Annotated in this window: 18 protein-coding genes, 2 tRNA genes and 1 pseudogene; 15 read left to right on the top strand and 6 right to left on the bottom strand. The window is 67.3% G+C overall.

Annotated elements, in window-relative coordinates; genetic code table 11:
• Positions 1 to 182 precede the first annotated feature (182 nt).
• Positions 183 to 1,673, top strand: a complete 1,491-nt coding sequence (locus VT85_RS21535; protein WP_068419914.1) for a protein adenylyltransferase SelO — start codon at positions 183 to 185, stop codon at positions 1,671 to 1,673.
• Between the two features lie 318 nt (positions 1,674 to 1,991).
• Here VT85_RS21535 and VT85_RS21530 read toward each other — a convergent pair.
• Positions 1,992 to 2,066 (bottom strand) — tRNA-Pro (locus VT85_RS21530).
• 56 nt (positions 2,067 to 2,122) lie between these two features.
• Entirely contained in the window at positions 2,123 to 3,661 is a 1,539-nt protein-coding gene (locus VT85_RS21525; protein ID WP_197490918.1) for a DUF1570 domain-containing protein, read from the bottom strand.
• Between the two features lie 261 nt (positions 3,662 to 3,922).
• Here VT85_RS21525 and csrA point away from each other — a divergent pair, with 261 nt between their 5' ends.
• The gene (gene csrA / locus VT85_RS21520; protein WP_068422455.1) at positions 3,923 to 4,132 is read left to right on the top strand and encodes a carbon storage regulator CsrA; all 210 of its coding nucleotides are present in this window, start codon (positions 3,923 to 3,925) and stop codon (positions 4,130 to 4,132) included.
• A gap of 661 nt (positions 4,133 to 4,793) precedes the next feature.
• Here csrA and VT85_RS21515 read toward each other — a convergent pair.
• On the bottom strand, positions 4,794 to 5,549 hold the full coding sequence (locus VT85_RS21515; RefSeq protein WP_156513005.1) for a hypothetical protein: 756 nt from the start codon (positions 5,547 to 5,549) through the stop codon (positions 4,794 to 4,796).
• 178 nt (positions 5,550 to 5,727) lie between these two features.
• On the opposite strand from VT85_RS21515, the gene VT85_RS21510 reads away from it, so the two are divergent.
• Positions 5,728 to 6,105, top strand: coding sequence for a P-II family nitrogen regulator (locus tag VT85_RS21510; RefSeq protein ID WP_082858786.1), 378 nt, complete (start codon positions 5,728 to 5,730; stop codon positions 6,103 to 6,105).
• A 22-nt stretch (positions 6,106 to 6,127) separates the two neighbouring features.
• On the opposite strand, the gene VT85_RS21505 is transcribed toward VT85_RS21510, so the two are convergent.
• Both VT85_RS21505 and VT85_RS21500 read right to left on the bottom strand, forming a co-directional pair.
• Positions 6,128 to 6,835, bottom strand: a complete 708-nt coding sequence (locus tag VT85_RS21505; RefSeq protein ID WP_068419908.1) for a hypothetical protein — start codon at positions 6,833 to 6,835, stop codon at positions 6,128 to 6,130.
• A 318-nt stretch (positions 6,836 to 7,153) separates the two neighbouring features.
• On the bottom strand, positions 7,154 to 7,906 hold the full coding sequence (locus tag VT85_RS21500; RefSeq protein ID WP_156513004.1) for an FHA domain-containing protein: 753 nt from the start codon (positions 7,904 to 7,906) through the stop codon (positions 7,154 to 7,156).
• A gap of 445 nt (positions 7,907 to 8,351) precedes the next feature.
• Here VT85_RS21500 and VT85_RS21495 point away from each other — a divergent pair.
• The 7 genes and pseudogenes from VT85_RS21495 to VT85_RS21465 all read left to right on the top strand — a co-directional run bounded on the left by VT85_RS21495 (position 8,352) and on the right by VT85_RS21465 (position 14,807).
• Positions 8,352 to 8,423: transfer RNA gene (locus VT85_RS21495), tRNA-Gly, on the top strand.
• Positions 8,424 to 8,523: 100 nt separating this feature from the next.
• On the top strand, positions 8,524 to 10,017 hold the full coding sequence (tig, locus tag VT85_RS21490; RefSeq protein ID WP_068419904.1) for a trigger factor: 1,494 nt from the start codon (positions 8,524 to 8,526) through the stop codon (positions 10,015 to 10,017).
• Between the two features lie 121 nt (positions 10,018 to 10,138).
• Complete coding sequence (locus tag VT85_RS21485; protein ID WP_156513003.1) at positions 10,139 to 10,843, top strand: ClpP family protease; 705 nt, start codon at positions 10,139 to 10,141, stop codon at positions 10,841 to 10,843.
• Between the two features lie 94 nt (positions 10,844 to 10,937).
• Positions 10,938 to 11,561 (top strand): ATP-dependent Clp protease proteolytic subunit, encoded by a 624-nt coding sequence (locus VT85_RS21480; RefSeq protein WP_068419902.1) that lies wholly within the window; start codon positions 10,938 to 10,940, stop codon positions 11,559 to 11,561.
• A gap of 487 nt (positions 11,562 to 12,048) precedes the next feature.
• Positions 12,049 to 12,740 (top strand): annotated as a pseudogene (locus VT85_RS30090) (phosphoribosyltransferase).
• 17 nt (positions 12,741 to 12,757) lie between these two features.
• Positions 12,758 to 13,417, top strand: a complete 660-nt coding sequence (locus VT85_RS29365) for a dienelactone hydrolase family protein (protein WP_068419900.1) — start codon at positions 12,758 to 12,760, stop codon at positions 13,415 to 13,417.
• A gap of 37 nt (positions 13,418 to 13,454) precedes the next feature.
• Entirely contained in the window at positions 13,455 to 14,807 is a 1,353-nt protein-coding gene (locus VT85_RS21465) for an erythromycin esterase family protein (RefSeq protein WP_082859033.1), read from the top strand.
• Positions 14,808 to 14,851: 44 nt separating this feature from the next.
• Here VT85_RS21465 and VT85_RS21460 read toward each other — a convergent pair whose 3' ends face one another.
• Positions 14,852 to 16,543 carry a porin gene (locus VT85_RS21460; protein WP_156513002.1) on the bottom strand — a complete coding sequence of 564 codons (1,692 nt, stop codon included), beginning with the start codon at positions 16,541 to 16,543 and terminating at the stop codon, positions 14,852 to 14,854.
• 249 nt (positions 16,544 to 16,792) lie between these two features.
• Here VT85_RS21460 and VT85_RS21450 point away from each other — a divergent pair, with 249 nt between their 5' ends.
• From VT85_RS21450 to ureE, 5 genes are read left to right on the top strand one after another with little or no spacing between them, the layout of a single operon-like run.
• Positions 16,793 to 17,755: an urea transporter gene (locus VT85_RS21450; RefSeq protein WP_068419894.1), complete on the top strand. Its 963-nt coding sequence runs from the start codon at positions 16,793 to 16,795 to the stop codon at positions 17,753 to 17,755.
• Positions 17,730 to 18,032 carry an urease subunit gamma gene (locus VT85_RS21445; RefSeq protein ID WP_068419892.1) on the top strand — a complete coding sequence of 101 codons (303 nt, stop codon included), beginning with the start codon at positions 17,730 to 17,732 and terminating at the stop codon, positions 18,030 to 18,032. Before VT85_RS21450 ends, VT85_RS21445 begins: the two co-directional genes overlap by 26 nt.
• Positions 18,033 to 18,068: 36 nt before the next feature.
• The gene (gene ureB, locus VT85_RS21440; protein WP_068419890.1) at positions 18,069 to 18,554 is read left to right on the top strand and encodes an urease subunit beta; all 486 of its coding nucleotides are present in this window, start codon (positions 18,069 to 18,071) and stop codon (positions 18,552 to 18,554) included.
• Positions 18,555 to 18,573: 19 nt separating this feature from the next.
• A complete protein-coding gene (locus tag VT85_RS21435) occupies positions 18,574 to 20,292 on the top strand; it encodes an urease subunit alpha (protein ID WP_068419886.1) in 1,719 nt (572 codons plus the stop codon).
• Positions 20,293 to 20,317: 25 nt separating this feature from the next.
• A complete protein-coding gene (gene ureE, locus VT85_RS21430) occupies positions 20,318 to 20,929 on the top strand; it encodes an urease accessory protein UreE (RefSeq protein WP_068419884.1) in 612 nt (203 codons plus the stop codon).
• The last annotated feature ends 19 nt before the right edge of the window (positions 20,930 to 20,948 follow it).

The following is a 20,948-nucleotide window of genomic DNA, read 5'->3' as shown; positions in this document are numbered from 1 at the left end:
CGCCGTCGGGCTGCATCTCGACGCGGAACGCGCCAGCCTGAACCGATGTGATCGCCTGGGCTTAGCTCCCGTCGCGCCGCCGATTTGGTCGGCGCCGTAGGATTAGCCAGGGCGATCGCCCTGCGCCGTCGTGCCGCGCCGGCGTCCGTTGCAGGATTCGAGAGCATCGTTGGAGGAGCAGGATGGTCGGTCAACATGAGTCGGTCGCCGATGCGGACGCGGTCGGATGGCGGTTCGACAACACCTATACGCGGCTGCCGTCCCCCCTTTTCGTCCCGTCCACGCCGGCTCGGGTGCGGGAGCCGAGGGCGGCGATCCTCAATCACCGGCTTGCAAACGAGCTTGGCCTCGACCTCGGCGCGAGGTCCCCGGAGGCTGTCGCGGCCCTGTTCGCCGGCCAGGTGTTCCCGGTCGGCTCGCAGCCGATCGCCCAGGCGTACGCTGGGCATCAGTTCGGCCACTTCACCATGCTCGGGGACGGTCGCGCCATCCTGCTGGGCGAGCATCGTACGCCTTCCGGGCGGCTCGTCGACGTCCAGTTCAAGGGGTCGGGGCGGACCCGGTTCTCGCGCGGCGGGGACGGGCTGGCCGCCCTCGGCCCGATGCTCCGCGAATACATCATTAGCGAGGCCCTGGCTGGCCTCGGCATCCCCACCACGCGAAGTCTCGCCGTCGTCGCCACCGGCGATCCCGTCTACCGGGAATCGATGCGGCGGGGCGCGATCCTGACCCGCGTGGCCGCCAGCCACCTCCGCGTCGGGACCTTCCAGTACGCGGCGGCTCTCGGGGATGAATCCACCTTGCGCGCCCTCGCCGACTACGCGATCGATCGCCACGACCCGGAACTGGCCACTGATCCCCGGAACTACCTGGAATTCCTCCGCGCCGTCGCCGACCGCCAGGCCGCGCTGATCGCCCGATGGCAGCACGTCGGGTTCATTCATGGAGTGATGAATACCGACAACATGGCAATCGCCGGCGAGACGATCGACTACGGGCCCTGTGCGTTCATGAACGCCTACGATCCAGGCACCGTCTTCAGCTCGATCGACCGTGGCGGCCGGTACGCCTACGCCAACCAGCCCGGCATCGCGCAATGGAACCTGGCCCGGCTCGCCGAGACTCTTCTGCCGCTCCTGAGCCACGACCCCGACGAGGCCGTCTCGCTCGCCACCGAGGTGCTTGACGAGTTTCCGGCGCGGTTCGAGGAATACTGGCTCGCCGGCATGCGGCTCAAGCTGGGCCTCCAGTCGGCGGAGGCCGGTGACATCGAGTTGGTCCAGCTGCTTCTCGACTGGATGCAGAAATCCCAGGCCGATTTCACGAACACGTTCCGGGACCTATCCGCTGAAGGGCGAGCGCTCGGCGATCCGTACCGAGATCCGGATTTCCTGGCCTGGCAAACTCAGTGGCACGAGCGGCTCGCCCGCGAAGGACGCTCCCCCGCCGAGGCTGCGGCCTTGATGCGGACCGTCAACCCGGCCGTCATCCCGCGCAATCACCGCGTCGAGGAGGCCCTATCCGCCGCCGAGGACCGAGACGATCTGTCGGTGCTCCACAACCTCCTTGCGGCCCTGGCCTCGCCCTATGACTATGAGGCCCGGCCCGACCTGGCGCGATACCAAGAACCACCGACCGACGAACGCGGCTACCGCACCTTTTGCGGAACCTGACCAATCCCGGCCCGCCCCGGTCGTCCTCAGGGCTTTCGGAAGGCGGGATCGCGAGATCCCGCCCCGACCGCTCGCCCTGGGAGCGAAGAGTTTGGAGCCAAACTCGACCCGCTCGTGATCCTTGCCTGGATCAGAACGGGGCCAGGTCGATAGGAATGCAGCAGGGATGCTGCAAAGGAGATGGAGCCCGAGGGATTGTGGAAATCCGGCGCTTCATCTCGGAAGTCGTTAGGAGGGCATTCCCCAATCAGACTTCCAGGCCGAATCGCCCAACCCGGCGGGAAACCAGGGTTCAGGACTCGGCGAACCTGCGAAAAATCGGGGCGAGAGGATTTGAACCTCCGGCCTCACGGACCCGAACCGTGCGCTCTAGCCAAGCTGAGCTACGCCCCGTAACTTCGTGTTGCGTGAAGGACATAATAGCGTACGGCGTCAGTCTGTCAACATCCTCATTCCCGAGACCTCATTTCTTCGGCCGTCGTTGGGTGCGGGGCTCGTCGTTCGAGGGGGGTTCGCGCTTCGTTCAGGAAGGCGTGCCAGTCCATTTCGAGGCCGCCAAGGTCGTCGCCGAAGGCCCGGGAGAAAAGTTCGGCGTGGGACGCGGCGGGCTCGGAGTGGTCCCTGGGGCTGCGCAGGAGGTCCAGGAACTTGACGAACTGATCGCCCCGCCGAGCCCGGAGGAAGTAGACCAGGGCCCAGGCCTGGACGTACGGATCGCGTCGGTAGCCCTGGCCGAAGCCTCTGTCGCGGATCAAGGGGTCCATTGGGGGAGGGGGCTGGATCCTCCGCCAGTCGTTGAGCCGGATGTCGTGGGGACGGCCGATCCCGGCCCATCGGCCGCCGCGAACGACCTCGAACTGCATCGCCAGCCCCTCCTGAAGCCAGATGGGGAACGCATCGTGGCGCGGCAGCAGCCCGCTGTCGGCGGCGAGGAGGTGGACCATCTCGTGCGCGGCCATGCCGTCGTCGTAGGCCCGACGCTCGGCTTCCAGGAGCAGCTCGGATCGCCGGACGTCGCGGTCGAGCCGGTCGATCAGCGCCCCACCCTCGGCTCGTCCGACCATCCGGGGACGCTCGCCCGCCAGGGCCACGCGGAGACGCCCTCGGGCGGGGAGTCGTTCCAGAGTCCGTCGGAACGCCTGTAGCTCGTCGCGACGGCCCGCCAGGCCCGCCCGATCCTGGCGCTGCAACTCACTGCTGCGGGCGTCATAGGCCAGGACGGCATTCCAGGTGGGGTGATAATAACCCCGCGTGGAGGCGAAAGGGGCGGCCTCCTGGTTCTTCAGGAAGGCCTGGTAGTCCAGGCGATCCGCGAACCAGGCGAACATCAGCCGACGGCTGGGCGTTCGGAGGGGAACGCCGGAGCCGGCGAACATGAGGTGATAGGCGGTCGTCACCCGCTCCAGCAAAGCGACCCGCTCGGCGGCCTCGGCCTCGGGGTGCTGGTGCAGGAGCAGGACGTGGGGCCCACGCTCGATCCTCGACGCGACGCCCAGGGACGTCTGGAACGCCTCGAAGTCAGGGTCGTCGCAGGGGGCCTTCAGCTTGTCCACGGCCTGGATCATGCGCCGGGTCGGCTCATGCTCGGGGGCGAGTCGATGGATGCGCTCCAGCTCCTCGACGGCCTCGTCGACCAGCCCGTTCTCCAGCGCCCACCAGGCCTCGACGAACCGCTCGGCGGCGGGCTTCCCTTCCAGGAGCTTTCGCCGGGCGGCCCATTCCTGGGCGGGCGAGGGATCAGGAATGCGGCTCTCAATGTCTTCAGCCTGAAAGGTGAAGGTCTCGCCGACGAGGTCGATCGTGACGGTGGAGCCTTCCGCGACGGCTGGGGCCTGGATCCGTCCGCCGTTGCGAAAGTAGATCAGATCGGCGCGAAGGGCGACGGACGTCGCCAGCATGGCCGAGACTCCCAGAAGGGTCATGACCAGGCGGGGAGCACCTCTCGACGTCTGGAACTTCCAACCAGGTCGGGCTTTCCGATGGATCATCGCGCTCCCCGTAACGCTGCGGTGGACGAACTCGACCTTCCTCGTCCCTCGATTAGAACCGATCCCGCCGGCGGGGTCATCGCGAACCATCGGCATCAGACCTGCGTAACGATCGGCAGGACCGGAACGAAAGCCGGTCGGTTTGAAAAAATGATGTCGTCCCAGGAGCATTAACTTCGTCGTATCAGGTGACGGAGTGAGGAAAACGGAAGCAAGCGAAGCTCGACTCCCGGGCGATAGGTGAAAGACAAGGAGGTCAAGATGCTGGTGCTCAGCCGCAAAGCGTTGCAGTCGGTGATGATCGGTTCGGACATCCGGATCACCGTGATTCGCGTCGAGGGGAATCAGGTTCGTATCGGCATCGAGGCCCCGAAGGACGTGCGGATCCTCCGCGGCGAGTTGATCGACGACGCCCGGGACGAATTTGGTGAGCCCGCTCGGCCCCAGGAATTCGTCATCTCGGCATCCTGAATCTCGCTCCCTCTCGGGGGATGGAGTCGCGGCGAAGGGATTGAGCCCGCTCCACGCCCCCCGGCCGTCGCGATTGCCGCGATCGGGCTACGACCGGTCTCGGAGAAGCCGAAGACCCAGCCAGCACACCCACGATCGAATGGAGAGTGAGGCCCTCTCCCGCTCCTCCATGAGTCGGAAAGATCAGACTACGCCTGGGAAGGTCGAGCACGATCGACTCTCGGGAATGGCCGGGCGCGACTCGATGCCCCGGCCCTGGGCCGGCTCGCCCACGCTCCTGGGCGGACCGATCGTCGCAGCCACGCGCCGAGGCTTTCTGCAACCGCTTCCGGCGAGAGGCTCGCGATCGCGCGACCGAGGGAGGGAGGAGCATGTCGCCCCCCTCCCGCCCTGACCGTGTAACGAGCAGGGTCGATCCATCGTCTCGACGAAGTCGACCGCGACCAACCCGCGAGCGGGGAACGACTCCTTCGCTCCCGGGGGATGGACCGCACACCGACTGCCAACTCGCGAGGCGTCCTAAAAACATCGGTTTCGTTCGAGCTTCTGCCCGACGAAATCGCATTCTGGCTAAACATGCGACGCCGGCCGCGTCCCGTTGGACGAGGACGATGGCGACCGGCGTTCGCGAAGGAGCGGCAGGCGAATGGGCGGTGTCTGGTCAGATCGGCGGGCCGGGCTCGCCGGTCCCCTCGGCTCCGCCGTCGATCATCTCATCTTCCTGGCCGCCGCTGAACGCCTGGCGGGCGAGATCGCCGACGGCGAAGGTTTCCAGGCAGAGGCCGATCTTGGGGGCTACGGCGTTCTTCTCCGCCATGGGATACTCGAAGATCAGGGCGACCTTGTACGGCGAGGCCTTCGAGCCGTACAGGTAAATCTGGAGCTCCTTGGCTTCCAGGGAGATCGTCTTCGCCAGGAACGAGTTGTCCTGACGCGTCCCCTTGACCTGCTTGGACTCCTGCTTGAACTGGCTGAGGTCGACTTCGGCCCCGGTGGCGTTCCGGACCAGTTCGACGACCTCCTGATTGAACTGATCGGGAAGGATCCGGGGGGAGGATTCGGGCTGCGCCGGGGCCCCCTTTTTGGCTGCGGGCTTGGGCCGATCGACGAGGGCCAGGACGTGGAGACTCTGCCGCTCGGGCTCCAGGAACGTGTTCTCGACGTCGAACCGCCCGGGCTCGAGCGCGGCGAACTGGAAGGTCTGGGTCGGCCCGGCCAGATTCTTCGGCGGCCGGATGTAGATCCCCAACTCCTCCAGCTTCCCCTTGGCCACCGGCTCGCCGAGATTCTCGTCGAGCCGCTTCTCATACTTCATCCGGTCGATGGTCTGCTCGATCCGGTAGTCGTAGTTCTTCATCCCGCAACCGACCGCCATGAGCAGCCCGAAGCCGGCCAGCATCGCCCCTGCGCGTTTCATCAAAGGAATGACCCTCTCGCCAGACCTGCCGACGTCCCCGACGCGTCCCGAAGCCCAATCCCTACCGTGCGGGGTGGCCGGCGCGTTCCCGGGCGAACTCGTTCATGGTAGCCTCGATCATAGTCCCTCGACAGGGCCGACGCCAGCGGTCGGCCGGGTTTGACGACGAGGCCGACAGATGACTCAGATCGACGAACCGATCCCCGAGACTCCGGACCCCGACGATCCCGTCAGGCGGGGCCGGCCGGTCCAGATCATCGCCCTGGTGAAACCCTTTCGCGCGCAGGCGGTGCTCGCCGCGCTCGAGTCGGTCGAGATCCTCGGCGGGGTCGTGCGGGAGGCGATGGGCTACGGCCGACAGAAGAATCGCCTGAACCAATATCTGGGGAGCGAGTACAACGCCTCGTTCCTCCCCAAGGTGGAGCTCACCGTTTTCGTCGAGGAACCGCACGTCGGGGCGGCGGTCCGGGCGATCGTCGGCGAGGCGCGCACCGGGAGGATCGGGGACGGCAAGATCCTGATCCTGCCCTGTTTCCACGATTACCTGAGCTGGTGAGCCGCCGGCCGACGCCGGCCGCTCAGCGGGACGCCTCGATCCAGAGCACCCGGCGGACCTTCGCCGCCTCGGCCTTGCCGTCGAGCTTCAGGGGGATCCGCACGGCGCGCTTCTTGACGTCCTCGGCCCGGAGCAGGCCGTGATCGCCACGGTCCTGGAACCAGCGGACCATGGGGACGCCGTCCACCCAGGCGACGACCATCCGGCCGTCGAGGGCCGTCGAGGATTCGTCGCTGTCCGCGTAGGCCACCGAGGATCCCGCGACCAGGACCGGCGCCATGGCGTCGTCCGCCACGGGAAGGCAGCGACCTTCGCGACGGGCCGCCAGCCACTCGCGCTCGCCCCGACTCCGATCGACCTGGAGCGTGTCGCGGTCGCCCCACACCGCCGGCGGCCCGGCGTCCGCCGGCTCGGCGTCCTTGTCGACCGGCAGGGATCGCTCCGAATCCAGGAACTTCGCCGTCGCCGAGCCCAACTCCGGCGACGCCTCCCCCTCCAGGAGTTGCAAGGCCGTGCGGAGCAACGCGCCGACCATCATCGTAGGCTGGCTTGAGCCGTCGCCGCGTTCCAGCTTGGGGCTAGGGCGGAACTTGGGCCCCTTGCCGTGCAGCAGCCAGGTCGGCTCGACCGAGGTCAGCTCGATGATCTTGAGCACGACCTCCGCCGGGACCGTCACCCCGCCCTCATAGTTGTACCAGGTCCGTACGGGAATACCGAGGCGCCGCGCCATTTCTGGCCCGCCTCGCTCACCGAACAACTCCAAGCGAAGCGATGCGAGGCGATCGGCCAGTTCCATCTTGGCGCGTATCGACTCCGGAAGGGTTTTTCGCCGAGCCATGGAAGTCCCATCCTGAATAAAAGCGACGATACGTTACCGAAATCATCTTATCACGAATCTCCGAGCCGGGAAGAGTCCCGTCCTAGGGCTTTTTATAGCATGCACGCTCGAAAATCAATCGGTGCAAGCCAACGATGCCAAAGATCAACATGCGACGAGGCGGCGGCCCAACCGGCGATGATCTGGACCGCCGCCGCGGCGCTGCCCGATTCAATCGTCGTCGTCGAGCTTCAGGTCCATGAGGAACTGCGCGACGGCGTCGTCGTCCTGCTCGGACGGCTTGGCCGTTTCGCTCGCCTCAGCCTTGGCCTCGGCCTTCTTGGCATCCTTTTTCGGGGGCTTGGCGGGTTCCGGGGTGGGCTCGTCGGCGTCCTCGAGGGGGATGGCGTCCGGGAATTCGTTCAGGTCGAAGCCGTCCTCTTCCTCGGCCTCCTCGACGTCGATGCTCACCTCGAAGTCGTCGGCCTCGTCCACTTCCACCGCGTCGGCGACCGCTTCCAACTCGGCAGTGTCGCCGCCGGGCGAAACCGGAGCCGAGCCCGTGTGGGCGCCGAGCGGGTCGACCCGGAGCGAAACGCCGCCGATGCCGATCACGTCGCCGACGTTCAGGGGCTGCTGCCCCAGCACCCGCTGGCCGTTGACGTAGGTTCCGTTGGAACTCCCCAGGTCGCGGACCATCAATCGGTCGTCGGCCTCGAAGATCTCGCAATGTCGGCGGCTGACCTGCGAAGAACGGATCCGGATCACGCAGTCGTCGTGGCGACCTACGCTGTTGACCCCGTCGATCAGCCTGAGCGCTCCGACGTCGCTCCGCCCCTTGACGACTTGAAGTGTGTAATTCATCGCGATATCGATCTCGGCTGCTGGCGGAATCGCTGGTTTGGGGGGTCGCGAATGCGACCTGATGAGCACGGCCGGGGGCTCCCGAGTCCATTTCAAAAGTACAATCTCGTGAGCCGTCACGCAAATAGAAAGCCTCGCTCCTCGCCACGTCGCCGGATCCAGGAGGCCGACCCGGGGAGCCGCGGCCGGATCGCCCCCCTCGAGACCCCGACCCGCGTCTGGGCGTCCTGACGACAAGGCCCCCGAGCCTCGGCCCCGACGTCCCGGGAGCGGGCCCCCGATCGACGAATCTCGAACGCCGTCTCGGCCCGGCGGGGCACGCTCCACCGTCCAGGCCGCGCGTTTTTCAGGACCCAGGGTCGCGCCTGTGCACGGTTCGCTCTATAAGGAAGGCAGGAAGCTCCAAAGCCTTCGCCAAAGGCTCCGGAGGGGGCGTATTTTCAGGATTCGGGAGAGACCGCTTGCAATCCCCGCGGGTGCCTCTATACTAGGTCTACCGCTCGACGACAAGGGCTGACGACAGCCCACCCCATCGTCGACGGACGCGGCCCAACGGCCTCGATTCGCGGGAGTAGCTCAGGGGTAGAGCACCACGTTGCCAACGTGGTTGTCGTGGGTTCAAATCCCATCTCCCGCTTTCTTGAATAGCCATCTGGGTTGGCCGTTTCGCTCGAGCGCGTCGGGTGCGTTGGCGAGTTAAGCCGCCCAGCCCGACGTGACCCGAGGAAACGCCTCTCATGACACCTGGCGAAGAGAACGATCTGAATACGTCGGCCACCGTCGAGGCGTCCGGAGACGAGGCGACCCAAGCCGAGCCGGAAAAGCGGAAGCTCGACCTCGACGTCCAGATCAAAGACGCCGGCGCCTGCAAGAAGCACATCGCGGTCACGATCCCTCGGGCGGAAATCGATCGCCAGTTCGAGGAATCGCTCGGTGTGATGCAGAAGGAGGCCCAGGTTCCTGGCTTCCGCCCGGGTCGAGCCCCGAAGACGCTGGTCGTCAAGCGGTTCAAGAAGCAGGTCTCCGATCAGGTCAAGTCGTCCCTCCTCATGGAGACGCTTGAGCAGATCGACCGCGATTATCAGCTCAATCCGATCACCCAGCCCAAGCTGGACATCGCCGCCATCGAGCTTCCCGAAGAAGGCCCTATGGCCTTCGACATGGAAGTCGAAGTGCGGCCCGATTTCGCCGTCCCGGCCTATCAGGGCCTGAAGGTCAAGCGCCCCGTGCGGGAAGTGACCGACAAGGACGTCGACGGCCAGTACGATCGCTTCCTCGAGCGGTACGCCCAGATCGTGCCCAAGCTCGAAGGCGGGGCCGAGATCGGCGACTACCTCACGGCCGACCTCACCTTCCTCCGCGACGACGACACGGTCATCAACGAGGTCAAGGAAGTCCAGTTCCGGCTCCAGCCCGAGCTGCGGTTTCAGGACGGTCGCGTCCCCGAAATCGGCAAGGCCCTGGCCGGCGTCAAGCCGGAAGAGACCCGCGAGGCTCAGGCCGAGCTGGGCTCCTCCGTCGCCGACCCCTCGCTGCGGGGCAAGGCGGTCAAGGTCAAGGCGACCGTCCACGACCTGAAGCAGATCCGCCTGCCCGAAGTCGACGGGGCGTTCCTCCAGTCGATCGGCTTCGACAGCGTCGAAGAGCTGCGTGAAGCCGTCCGCGACGCACTCGCCCGGCGCATCGAGGCCCAGCAGCGTCAGGCGGTCCGTCGCCAGGTGCTCGACGCGCTCATCGACGCCACCCCGTTCGAGCTCCCGGCCGACCTCGTCTCCCGCCAGGAGAAGAGCACGATCTCCCGCCTGGTCATGGAGTTGCGGCAGGAAGGCTTCTCGCCCGAGGACATCCGGGCTCGCCAGGCCGAGATCCGGGCCAACGCCCACGAGATGACCCTCCGCTCGCTCAAGGAGTTCTTCATCCTCGCGAAGATCGCCGAGGCCGAGGACATCAAGGTCGAGGAAGAAGACCTGGAGCTGGAAGTCGAGGCCATGGCCGAACGGACCGGCGAGAGCATCCGCCGCGTCCGCGCCCGGGTCGAGAAGGAAGGCCTCGCCGACGCGATGGCCACCCAGATCCTGGAGCGACGTGCGCTCGACCACATTCTCAAGTCGGTCGAGTACGAAGACGTCGCGGTCGACGAGCCCGAAGTCGCCGTCGAGACCCTGGACGAGGCCGCCAGCCCCGAGGGCGAGCCCACCTCCGGGGAAGGTGAAGAGGCCGCCGCCGAATAAGCGTCGACCCCCCCTTGAAATCCGGTCGTCGCCGTCTCCACAATCTCCGGGGACGGCGCGGCCGATTCCGTTCGACCCGCCCACGACCTCGTACGAAGCCGACAGCGAAAGGGATCGTCTCATGCCCTTCGACCACCCGCTCGCGGAGCCGAAGCTTCAGCGCTACCGCGATTACGCGCGCCAGAGGCAGATGACCCTCGGCGACCTCCTGCTGGAAAACCGGATCGTCTTCCTGGAAGGCGTCATCGACGACGGCGTGGCCAACAACGCCGTGATGAAGTTCCTGTACCTCCAGTACGAGAACCGGACCCAGGGCATCAGCTTCTACATCAACAGCCCCGGCGGCAGCGTCAGCAGCACGCTGGCGATCTACGACACGATGCAGTTCATCGAGTGCCAGATCGCCACCTATTGCATCGGCCTGGCCGCCTCCGGCGCCGCGGTCCTCCTGGCCGGCGGCAGCAAGGGGAGGCGGTTCTCGCTCCCCCACTCGAAGATCATGATCCACCAGCCTTACGGGCAGGTAGGGGGCCAGATTTCGGACATCGAGATCCAGGCCGAGGAGATCATCAAGAGCCGCCAGGTCATCAACGAGATCCTCGCCCGCCACACCGGCCAGCCGATCGAACGGATCGCCAAGGACACGGAACGCGACCGCTATCTGTCGGCTCCCCAGGCCAAGGAATACGGCCTCGTCGACGAGGTGGTGGGCCGCATCGCCGGCCTCAAGGGGATCGGCGAAGGTTCCGGCGGCGGCCTCGGTTCGGTCCCGGGCCCGGGACCCGATACCAGCCCGCCCCCCTCGGCGGCCCCCGGCTCCTATTGATCCGATCTCGATCGCCCCGTCGATCTCCGATCCCGACACCGCTGCGGAACGCAAGGCCGGCTCGCATCCCGACTGATAGAGAGGCTCATCACCGATGCCACTGGTTCCCATCGTCATCGAACGTAGCGGTCGCGAAGAGCGAGCGATGGATATCTATTCCCGCCTGCTCCAGGATCGCATCATCATCCTGGGCACCGCCATCGACGACAACGTCGCCAACCTGGCGGTCGCCCAGATGCTCGTCCTCGCCCATCAGGACGCCAAGGCCGACATCCACCTGTACATCAACAGCCCCGGCGGCAGCGTGACCGCCGGCATGGCGATCTACGACACGATGCAGTGGGTCCCCTGCGACGTCGCCACCTACTGCATGGGCCAGTGCGCCAGCATGGGCTCGCTCCTCATGACCGCCGGCGCCAAGGGGAAGCGGTACGCCCTCCCCAACAGCCGGATCATGATCCATCAGCCGCTCGCCGGCATGGAAGGGACCGCGTCCGACATCCTGATCCATGCGGAGGAATTCATCCGCATGAAAAAGGCCCTCAACGACATCTACCGCAAGCATACCGGCCAGACCCTGGAGCGCCTCCAGGAAGACACCGACCGCGACCGCTTCATGTCGCCCGAGGAAGCCCGGGATTACGGCCTGATCGACCACGTCGTCGACCGCTCCCCGGTGGCCTTCCCCGCCCCGGCCGACAATCCGGACAAGATCTGAGCCCAGGCGACGGCCGCCGGCCGTCCTGATCGCGATCAACCGAAACGCCGCGCCTTCCAGGGCGCGGCGTTTTTTCATGCGCCCGCTCTCCAGGGACGACGAGAGCCGAGGAGTCCCCATCCGGGACGCCGGCGGATCGGTCACGGCGGTCGTCCTGATCGCGATGGTCTCCGGGCGGTCGGCGTGGCATGGCAACGACCCGATCGGAGAGCCTCGCCTTGAAGTCCGCGCCTGACGCCACGCTCTCCTGGAACGTGGGGTAGGGGGGCTGAACACGGTTCGTCCGACCCGCGTCTGCCGTCGACGTGGGAGGGCCTGGAATTTGCACGCTTGATTTTCGAGGGCCGAGGCCGACTCACGCCGAGCCTCGACGGCGGAGGAACGAATCCGAACGTCGGCGATCATGCCGGCGAGGGCTCGTTCGTCATCGCCGTCCCGACCGTCGGCGTCCCGGGGACGACTCTCGACGAGAAGGAGGCGAGCCATGATGCGCGAGCCGTATCGAGATCGGAGGGAGGCGGGTCGTATCCTGGCCTCCTCGCTTTCGGCGTACGCGGGACGCCCGGACTTGCTGATCCTGGGCCTGCCTCGCGGCGGCGTTCCGGTGGCTTACGAGGTCGCCGTCGCGCTGAACGCTCCGCTCGACGTTTTCCTGGTGCGTAAGCTCGGAGTTCCGGGGCATCAGGAATTGGCCTTCGGCGCGATTGCGACTGGAGGCGTCCGTCTGCTCAATCAAGACGTGGTGTGCGGCCTCGGGATCTCGGAGGAGATCGTCGACGAGGTGGCCGCCGAGGAATCGGCCGAGTTGGAACGTCGCGAGCGGGAATATCGGGGCGACCGCCCGGCGCCGGAGGTTCGCGGCAAGACGGTGATCCTGGTCGATGACGGCCTGGCGACCGGCGCGAGCATGCGGGCGGCCGTCGCGGCCGTGCGGAAGGGGGGCCCGCCCGGATCGTCGCGGCCGTTCCGGTGGGAGCCCAGGCGACCTGCCGCACGCTCCGCGACGAGGTGGACGATCTCGCCTGCCCCCAGTGTCCGGAGCGTTTCCAGGCGGTGGGCCTCTGGTATCTGGACTTCTCCCAGACGACCGATGAGGAGGTCCGCGACCTGCTGGCGCGGGCGGCGGAGGATCGCGAGGCGGCCGGCCCGACCGGCGGGATCCGGCTCTCTTCCCTATAGGGTAGGGGACGATCACCATGAACGAGACATCGACCCACGACCCGATCCCGGTCCAGATCAGCGTCGGCCGCACGATGCTCGAAGGGGACCTCGCGACCCCCGAGGGGGCGCGGGGCGTCGTGCTGTTCGCCCACGGCAGCGGGAGCAGCCGACACAGCTCGCGGAACCGCTTCGTGGCCGAATCGTTGCAGGCCGGCGGTTTCGCGACACTGCTGTTCGACCTGCTCACGGAGGTCGAGGAATACGAGGAGCGGTTCACCCGCCACCTGCGGTTCGACATCGAGCTGCTGACCGGGCGGCTGATCGCCGCGACCGATTGGATCGAGCATCGGCCCGAGACGCGGGGCCTGAAGGTCGGCTACTTCGGGGCCAGCACAGGCGCCGCGGCGGCGCTGGGGGCGGCGGCCGAACGGCTGGAGGTCGCCGCCGTCGTCTCCCGAGGAGGGCGGCCCGACCTCACGCCCGAGCCTGCCCTCGTCGCCGTCCGCGCCCCCACGCTGCTGATCGTCGGCGGCGACGACGACACCGTGATCCCCCTGAATCGCCGGGCCATGGCGAAGCTGACCGCCCCCACTTCGCTGGAGATCGTCCCTGGCGCGACCCATCTGTTCGAGGAACCCGGGACGCTGGAGCAGGTCGCGAAGCTGGCTCGGGAGTGGTTCGAACGCTATCTCTGACGCGTCCCTTCCCGGATCGGGGGCGATGGAGGAAGTGATGGCCCGGATCGATCGGCTCACCCGTCGAGAAGCTCGAAGCACCCCGGCCCTGATCGCCCAGGTGCGGGATCTCGCCCTTACCCTGAGCGGCCCCAAGGCCCTGGATCCGCTCCTGGATCTCATCGACGACGCCCGATACGTCCTGCTGGGGGAAGCCTCCCACGGGACCGCCGAATATTACGCGTGGCGAGCCGCGATCACTCGACGACTGATCGTGGAGAAGGGCTTCTCGTTCATCGCCGTCGAGGGGGACTGGCCCGACTGCTATCGGGTCGACCGCTATATCAAGGGGCGTGGCGAGGTCGGCTCGACCGCCCGCAGCACGCTCCACGCCTTCGAACGCTGGCCGACCTGGATGTGGGCCAACGAGGAGGTCGCCGACCTGGCCGAATGGCTCCGAACGCACAACGCGGGCCTGCCCGACGACCGGAAGGTCGGCTTCTATGGGCTCGACGTCTACAGCCTGTGGGAGTCTCTCTACGCGATCCTGGAGTATCTCCACAGCCACGACCCGGCCGCGCTGCCGGCGGCCTGGGGGGCCTTCCGCTGCTTCGAGCCCTACGGCGAGGACGTGCGGGACTACGCCCGCGCGGCGCGGTTCGTCCCGAACTCGTGCGAGGACGAGGTCGTGGCGCTGCTCCGGGAGCTCCGGCGACGGGCTCCCGAGGGAGGCGACGCCGGGGACGACCCCGAGGCTCGCTTCGTCGCCGAGCAGAACGGCCTGGTCCTCCAGAACGCCGAGGCGTACTACCGGGCGATGGTCCGGGGAGGCTCGGAGACCTGGAACCTCCGCGACGGCCACATGGTCGAGACGCTGGAGCGGCTGATGAACCACCACGGCCCGCAGGCGCGGGCGATCGTCTGGGAGCACAACACGCACGTCGGCGACGCGCGCTACACGGACATGGCGGAGCAGGGGGAGGTGAACGTCGGCCAGCTCGTCCGCGAACGCCACGGCGACGAGGGGGTCGTGCTCGTCGGCTTCGGCTCGCACCGGGGGAGCGTGATCGCCGGCCGGGAGTGGGAGGCGGCCATGGAACGCATGCCCGTCCCCCCCGCCCGCGAGGACTCGTGGGAGGACGTCCTGCATCAGGCCGTCGGCCGCGACGCCCTGCTGCCGCTGGCGACCGCCGACCCCACGCCCGAGATGCTCGAGCCCCGGGGCCATCGGGCCATCGGCGTGGTGTATCGCCCGGAGCGGGAGCGGTTCGGCAACTACGTCCCGACCGTGCTCCCTCGGCGCTACGACGCATTCCTCTATCTGGAGACGACCCGGGCGCTCCACCCGCTCCACGAGATCCCGGTCCATGAACGCGGCGAGGCCCCGGACACCTACCCGTGGGGCGAGTAGGGGACCGGGGCCTCCGGCGTCGTTCGTCGTCGGGGCGGGCCCGGTCAGAAGAACATGGCGAACCGCATCCAGAAGGTGTTGTACTGGTCGATCGGGCCGGGGCCGACCATCTGGATCGGGTTGTTGAACCAGGTCCAGACGTAGTCGAAGCTGATGCGGGTGTACTTGTTGGGCCACCAGTTCACGCCTGCCATGAAGTTGTCCATGCGTTCGGTCGAGCGGGCCGGGTCGACGAAGCCGCGATCGATGTCGCCCCGGCCGGCGTTGAACTCGGACCACTGGGTCGCGAGCTGCCAGGCGCCCGGGCCGTACTCGCCCCGGCTGGGGATGAAGGGCCGCAGCGGCTCGGCCGTCGAATAGCCCTGGAAGCCGTTGCCCATGTTGTCGCGCTCGCCGGTCAGCCAGTACGAGGCGTTGACGTAGTAGGCCCACTGGGTGGACCGGGCCGTCGTCCGACCGTCGGTCAGGACGCGGCTGTGGTTCATCATCTCGGCCAGCACGCTGAATCGGCCGTACCAGTAGATGTGCGGCGCGACCCGAGACCGCATGCCGTTGGCCGCGATGTCCGTATTGTATACGTAGAACGGCAGCCCCACGACCGTATTGAAGGTGGGGTTGGTGGTGGCCTCGCCGTTGTTCAGGAAGCCGATGCTGCTCTGGTACAGCTTGTAGCGCTGCTCGCCCGCCGAGAAGCCCACGCCGCCGCCCAGGCCCTCCAGCAGCGAGCCCTTCCAGGCGTCACCCCGGAACGGCGTGAAGTCGACGGCGCCGTTGTAGTCGACGTTGCGATTGAGGTCGCCGTACAGGGCGATCCCGGCGTTGGTCACGCCCGACCACCACTGCATCCGGTTGTTGAACAGGGTCCCGTTGAACATCATCCCGATGGGACGCTTGGCGGCGAGTTGATACAGGGGCGAGTTGGTGATCACCGGCTCCAACGCCGGATGGAAGGCGTAGTATTCGTACAAGGGGGGCGCCAGGCCCTTGCCGGCGCGGAGATTGACGTACTTGTTGATATGCCACGTCATGAACATGTCGAGCAGGTTGTACGTCCCCAGGAACCCTTGCGTGCCGACCTGATAACTCCAGTCCTTCGTGATGTTCCCGTAGAAGAACATACGAGTGAACGGGCTGTTGAAGCCCTGCTCGCTGGTGGGGAGGTTGGCCCGGTCGAAGAAGGTGCCGTCGATCGTGACCGAGTTGGTGATGTTCAGCGAGAACTCGTCGTCGAGGCTGCTGAAGTTGAAGTAGCCGCCGCCGCCGTTGGGGCCGGTCGCGTCGTGGCTGTATTTGTAGCGGGCCCGGATGGGATAGCGGTCGGCGTCGGGCGGTTCGCCCTCTTCCGGGGCGAAGGCACCGGACGCGAAGCGGTCGGGGACGCCCGTGAAGCCGGAATTCGGCGCGTCCGACACCGTGCCGGACCCCAGCCCGGCGGCTCCCGGCGCGGCCGGACCGGCGAACCCGCCGCCGCCGACGTTCGCGGACTGCAACTGCTGCTGGAGGATCTCCACCTGCTGCTTGAGCTGGCGGGCCTCCGCCACCTCGGCGCGGAGCTGGCGGATCTCCGCGAGCACCTCCGCGTCGGTCGACAGGGCCGGCGCGGCCGGCGGCATGGTCCCCGCGGGGATCGGCGGCGACTCCGGGGTCTGGCCGGCCGCCGCGAGCGACCAGGCCAGCGCGACACACGACGCGAGGGCCCGCTCGGCGATGCACCGGAACGAAGCGGATCGTCCCATTCAGACCTCCTTGACCGGCCCTCGCTCGCACGCGAGGCGGCCCCTCGACGCCCACGGTCCGGCCGACGCACGAGCGGTCCGGACCATGATGAAATCTTTCTGGAAGTGGTATCGATCGTAGTGGATGATTTACTTGAATCGAAAATCTGGCGCGGCAGGTGATTGATTACGGTTCATTAATCTGGAATGATCCAGGAATCGTGCCAAGTCGAAGTCACCGCGTCTTCTTTAACGGTAGGCGCCAAAGCCATGGTCGCAACCTCGTCCCGCCCGCTGGTCGCCGGGCTCGACGTCCAAGAATTGGCCACGATCCTCCTTCGGGGCGTCGGCCAGATCATGTTGCAGCCCCACGCGGGGACGGGCCTGTTCTTCCTGGCGGGCATCGCCCTGATCTCGCCGGCGATGCTCGCCGGGGCGATCGTCGGGGCGATCGTCGGCCCCCTGGTCGCATGGCTGGCGTCGTTCGACCGCGGCGACATCGAGCAGGGGCTCTACGGGTTCAACTCCACGCTCGTCGGCCTGGCCGTGCCCTTCTTCCTGAAGCCGAGCTTCACGGTCTGGGCCCTGATCCTCGTCGGCTGCGCGATCTCCTCCCTGCTGATGCGGCTCCTGGGGCTCTTCAAGATCCCGGCGTACACGGCCCCGTTCGTGCTGACGACGTGGCTGGCCCTGATCCTGGCCCACGCCGCGGCCGGGAAGTCGATCGACGAGCCCCCGCCGCCGCCGGCCGTCGCGCCGGGCGGGTTCGCGGCGGCGGTCCTCCGGGGCGAGGCCGAGGTCATGCTCGGCGCGAACGTCGTGACCGGGATCCTGTTCCTGGCCGGCATCTGGCTGAGCAACCCCTGGCATGCGATCATGGCCTTCGTGGGCTCGACGATCGGGACCACGCTGGCCGAGTACCACGGCGACGCCTACGAGGCGGTCTCGATCGGCCTCTACGGCTACAACGGCGCCCTGGCCGCCATCGCGCTGTTCATCGTCCGACCCTCTCTGACCACGCCGTGCCTGGCCGCGCTGGTGGCGACGCCCTTGACGGAGTATTTCCCGAAGTCGGCGGGCGTCCCCGCGCTGACCGCGCCGTTCGTCGTGGCGACCTGGCTGGTGCTTGCCGTCGTCTGGGTGGAGGGCCGGCTGTTCCCGGCGACCGCGCCGACGACGAGGATCCCTCTAACCCCGGAGGAAACCCATGCATCTGACGCCCCGCGAGATTGAGAAGCTGATGATCCATCAGCTCTCCGACGTGGCCCTGAGGCGGAAAGCCAAGGGACTCAAGCTGAACCATCCCGAGACCATGGCCGTGATCTGCGCGGCGGCTTTGGAAGGGGCCCGCGAGGGCAAGACGGTCGAGGAGGTGATGAAGGACGCCGCCGCCGTCCTGACCCGCGACGACGTGATGGAAGGGGTCCCGGAGATGATCCCCTTCGTCCAGCTCGAAGCGATCTTCACCGACGGCAGCCGTCTCGTCACCGTCCACGAACCGGTCAAGTGAGTCGATGCACTCTCCACCCCAGATCGGAGGCGATCCATGGCCGATCCTGAGAAGAAACCCGACGAACCCGGCGTGGGCGAGTGGACACGGCCGTTCGAGGCCGCGCCCCATGCCGAAAAAGGCGCGAAAGTCCCGGTCGGCGGCCTGATCCTGGCGGAGGGCGACATCGAGATCAATGCGGGCCGCCCCACGTTGACGCTCAAGGTCCGCAACACCGGCGACCGGCCGATCCAGGTGGGCTCCCATTTCCACTTCTTCGAGGTCAACCGCTACCTCGACTTCGATCGGCCCAAGACCTTCGGCATGCGGCTGGACGTCCCGGCGACCACCGCCATCCGGTTCGAGCCCGGCGACGAGAAGGAAGTGACGCTGGTCCCCATGGGGGGCAAGCAGTTCTGCTTCGGCTTCAACAACCTGGTCGACGGTTGGACGGGGATCGGGCCGAACCCGGACTACATGCCCAACTATGAGGCGGCGGTCCGGCGGGCGGGCGAACGGGGCTTCAAGTCGACCGAATCCTGACCGGGGGGGACCGAGCGTCATGTCCAAGATCACGCGCAAGCAATACGCGGACCTGTTCGGGCCGACCGTCGGCGACAAGCTCCGCCTGGGGAACACGGATCTCTACGTGGAGATCGAGAAGGACCTCCGGGTCTACGGGGACGAGCTGGTCTGCGGCGGCGGCAAGACGCTCCGCGACGGCATGGGGTCGGACAACATCTCCACCCAGGAGGGGGGCTGCCTCGACCTGGTGATCACCAACGTCACCATCCTGGACCCGATCCTGGGGGTGATCAAGGCCGACGTCGGGATCCGCAACGGCCGGATCGTCGGGGTCGGCAAGGCGGGCAACCCGATGACCATGGACGGGGTCACGCCCGGCCTGACCACCGGGACCTCGACCGACGCCATCACCGGCGAGCACCTGATCCTGACCGCCGCCGGGATGGACACGCACGTCCATTACATCTGCCCGCAGCAGGTCTGGCACGCGCTCTCCAACGGCGTCACGACCCTCTGGGGGGGCGGCATCGGGCCGACCGACGGTACCAACGGCGTGACCTCGACCAACGGCCCCTGGAACCTGGAGATGATGCTCCGGGCCGCCGAGGCCTTCCCGATCAACTGGGGCTTCCAGGGCAAGGGGAACGCCAGCTCCGCGGCGCCCCTGATCGAACAGCTCCGCGCCGGGGCCGCCGGGTTCAAGATCCACGAGGACTACGGCACCACCCCCGCCGCGATCCGGAGCTGCCTCTCGGTCGCCGACGACTACGACGTGAGCGTCGCCGTGCACACCGACACGCTCAACGAGTCGGGCTACGTGGAGGACTCGATCGCGGCCTTCGACGGCCGGACGATCCACACGTACCACTCCGAAGGGGCCGGCGGCGGCCACGCGCCCGACCTGCTGAAGGTCGTCGGCCAACCCAACGTCCTGCCCAGCTCGACCAACCCGACGCTCCCCTGCGGCGTCAACTCGGTGGCCGAGCTGTTCGACATGATCATGGTCTGCCACAACCTCAACCCGAGGATCCCCTCCGACGTGGCCTTCGCCGAGAGCCGCGTCCGGGCCGAGACGATCGTCGCCGAGAGCGTCCTGCACGACATGGGCGCGATCTCGATGATCGGCAGCGACTCGCAGGCTATGGGCCGCATCGGCGAGAACTTCCTGCGGGCGTTCCAGACGGCCGACATGATGAAGAAGGCCCGCGGTCCGCTCCCCGAGGACGCCCCCGGCAACGACAACTTCCGCGTCCTCCGCTACCTGGCCAAGATCACGATCAATCCCTGCATCACCGCCGGGATCGAGCAGCACCTGGGCTCGATCGCGCCCGGCAAGATGGCCGACCTCGTCCTCTGGGAGCCGGCGTTCTTCGGGGCGAAGCCGAAGATGGTCCTCAAGGGGGGGCTGATCGCCTGGGCCAACATGGGCGACCCCAACGCCTCTTTGCCGACCCCCCAGCCGATGATCTACCGGCCGATGTTCGCCGCCTTCGGCTCGGCGATGGCGAAGACCTGCGTCTCCTTCGTCTCCCGCGCCGCGTACGATCTGAACGTGAAGGCGAAGTACGGCCTGGAGCGGGCCGTCGAGCCGGTCTCGCGGACCCGCGTGCTGACCAAGCACCACATGGTCCGCAACGACTATCTCCCCAAGATCGAGGTCGACCCCCAGACCTTCGCGGTCAAGGTCGACGGCGTCCACGCGACCGTCGAGCCGCCGAAGTCGATCGCGCTCAACCAGCTCTACTTCTTCTGCTGACGCCGACCCGGCGGAAAGGCGATTCATGCTCCTGGTCGAAAAACCGCTCGGCAACGCCGACGACCCGGCCTGGGCCCAGCTCCTGGAGGGGGCCGTCATCGACCCCCTCCACCTGGACCAGTGGCAGGCCCAGAAGAACCGTTTCCGGCTCAAGACCGCGTCGGGCGCCGAGATCGCCGTGTCGCTGGAGCGCAACACGCACCTGCGCGACGGCGACGTGCTCGCCTGGGACGAGCCCAACCTGACCGCGATCGTCGCCCGGATCAGCCTCAAGGACGTGATGGTCGTCCGCCTCGACGGCGTGCTCGGCCAGCCGGCCGAGATCCTGGCGCGCACCTGCGTCGAGCTGGGCCATGCGCTGGGGAACCAGCACTGGCCGGCCGTCGTCAAGGGGACCTCGGTCTACGTCCCCCTCACGGTCGACCGCAAGGTCATGGCCTCGGTCATGAAGACTCACGCGTTCGAGGGGATCGCCTACGACTTCGTCCCCGGGGCCGAGGTCATCCCGTTCCTCGCCCCGCACGAGTCCCGCCGCCTCTTCGGCGGCGCCAACGCCACGCCGCATTCCCACGTCCACGACCACGAACACGATCATGACCACGGCCACGATCATGGCCACGGCCATCATCATCACTGAGGTGGGAGGAGCAGGCGCG

Source organism: Planctomyces sp. SH-PL62 (assembly GCF_001610895.1).
Lineage (GTDB): Bacteria > Planctomycetota > Planctomycetia > Isosphaerales > Isosphaeraceae > Paludisphaera.
Note: the sequence above shows the minus strand (reverse complement) of the source record. Positions and strands in the feature narration are given on the sequence as shown.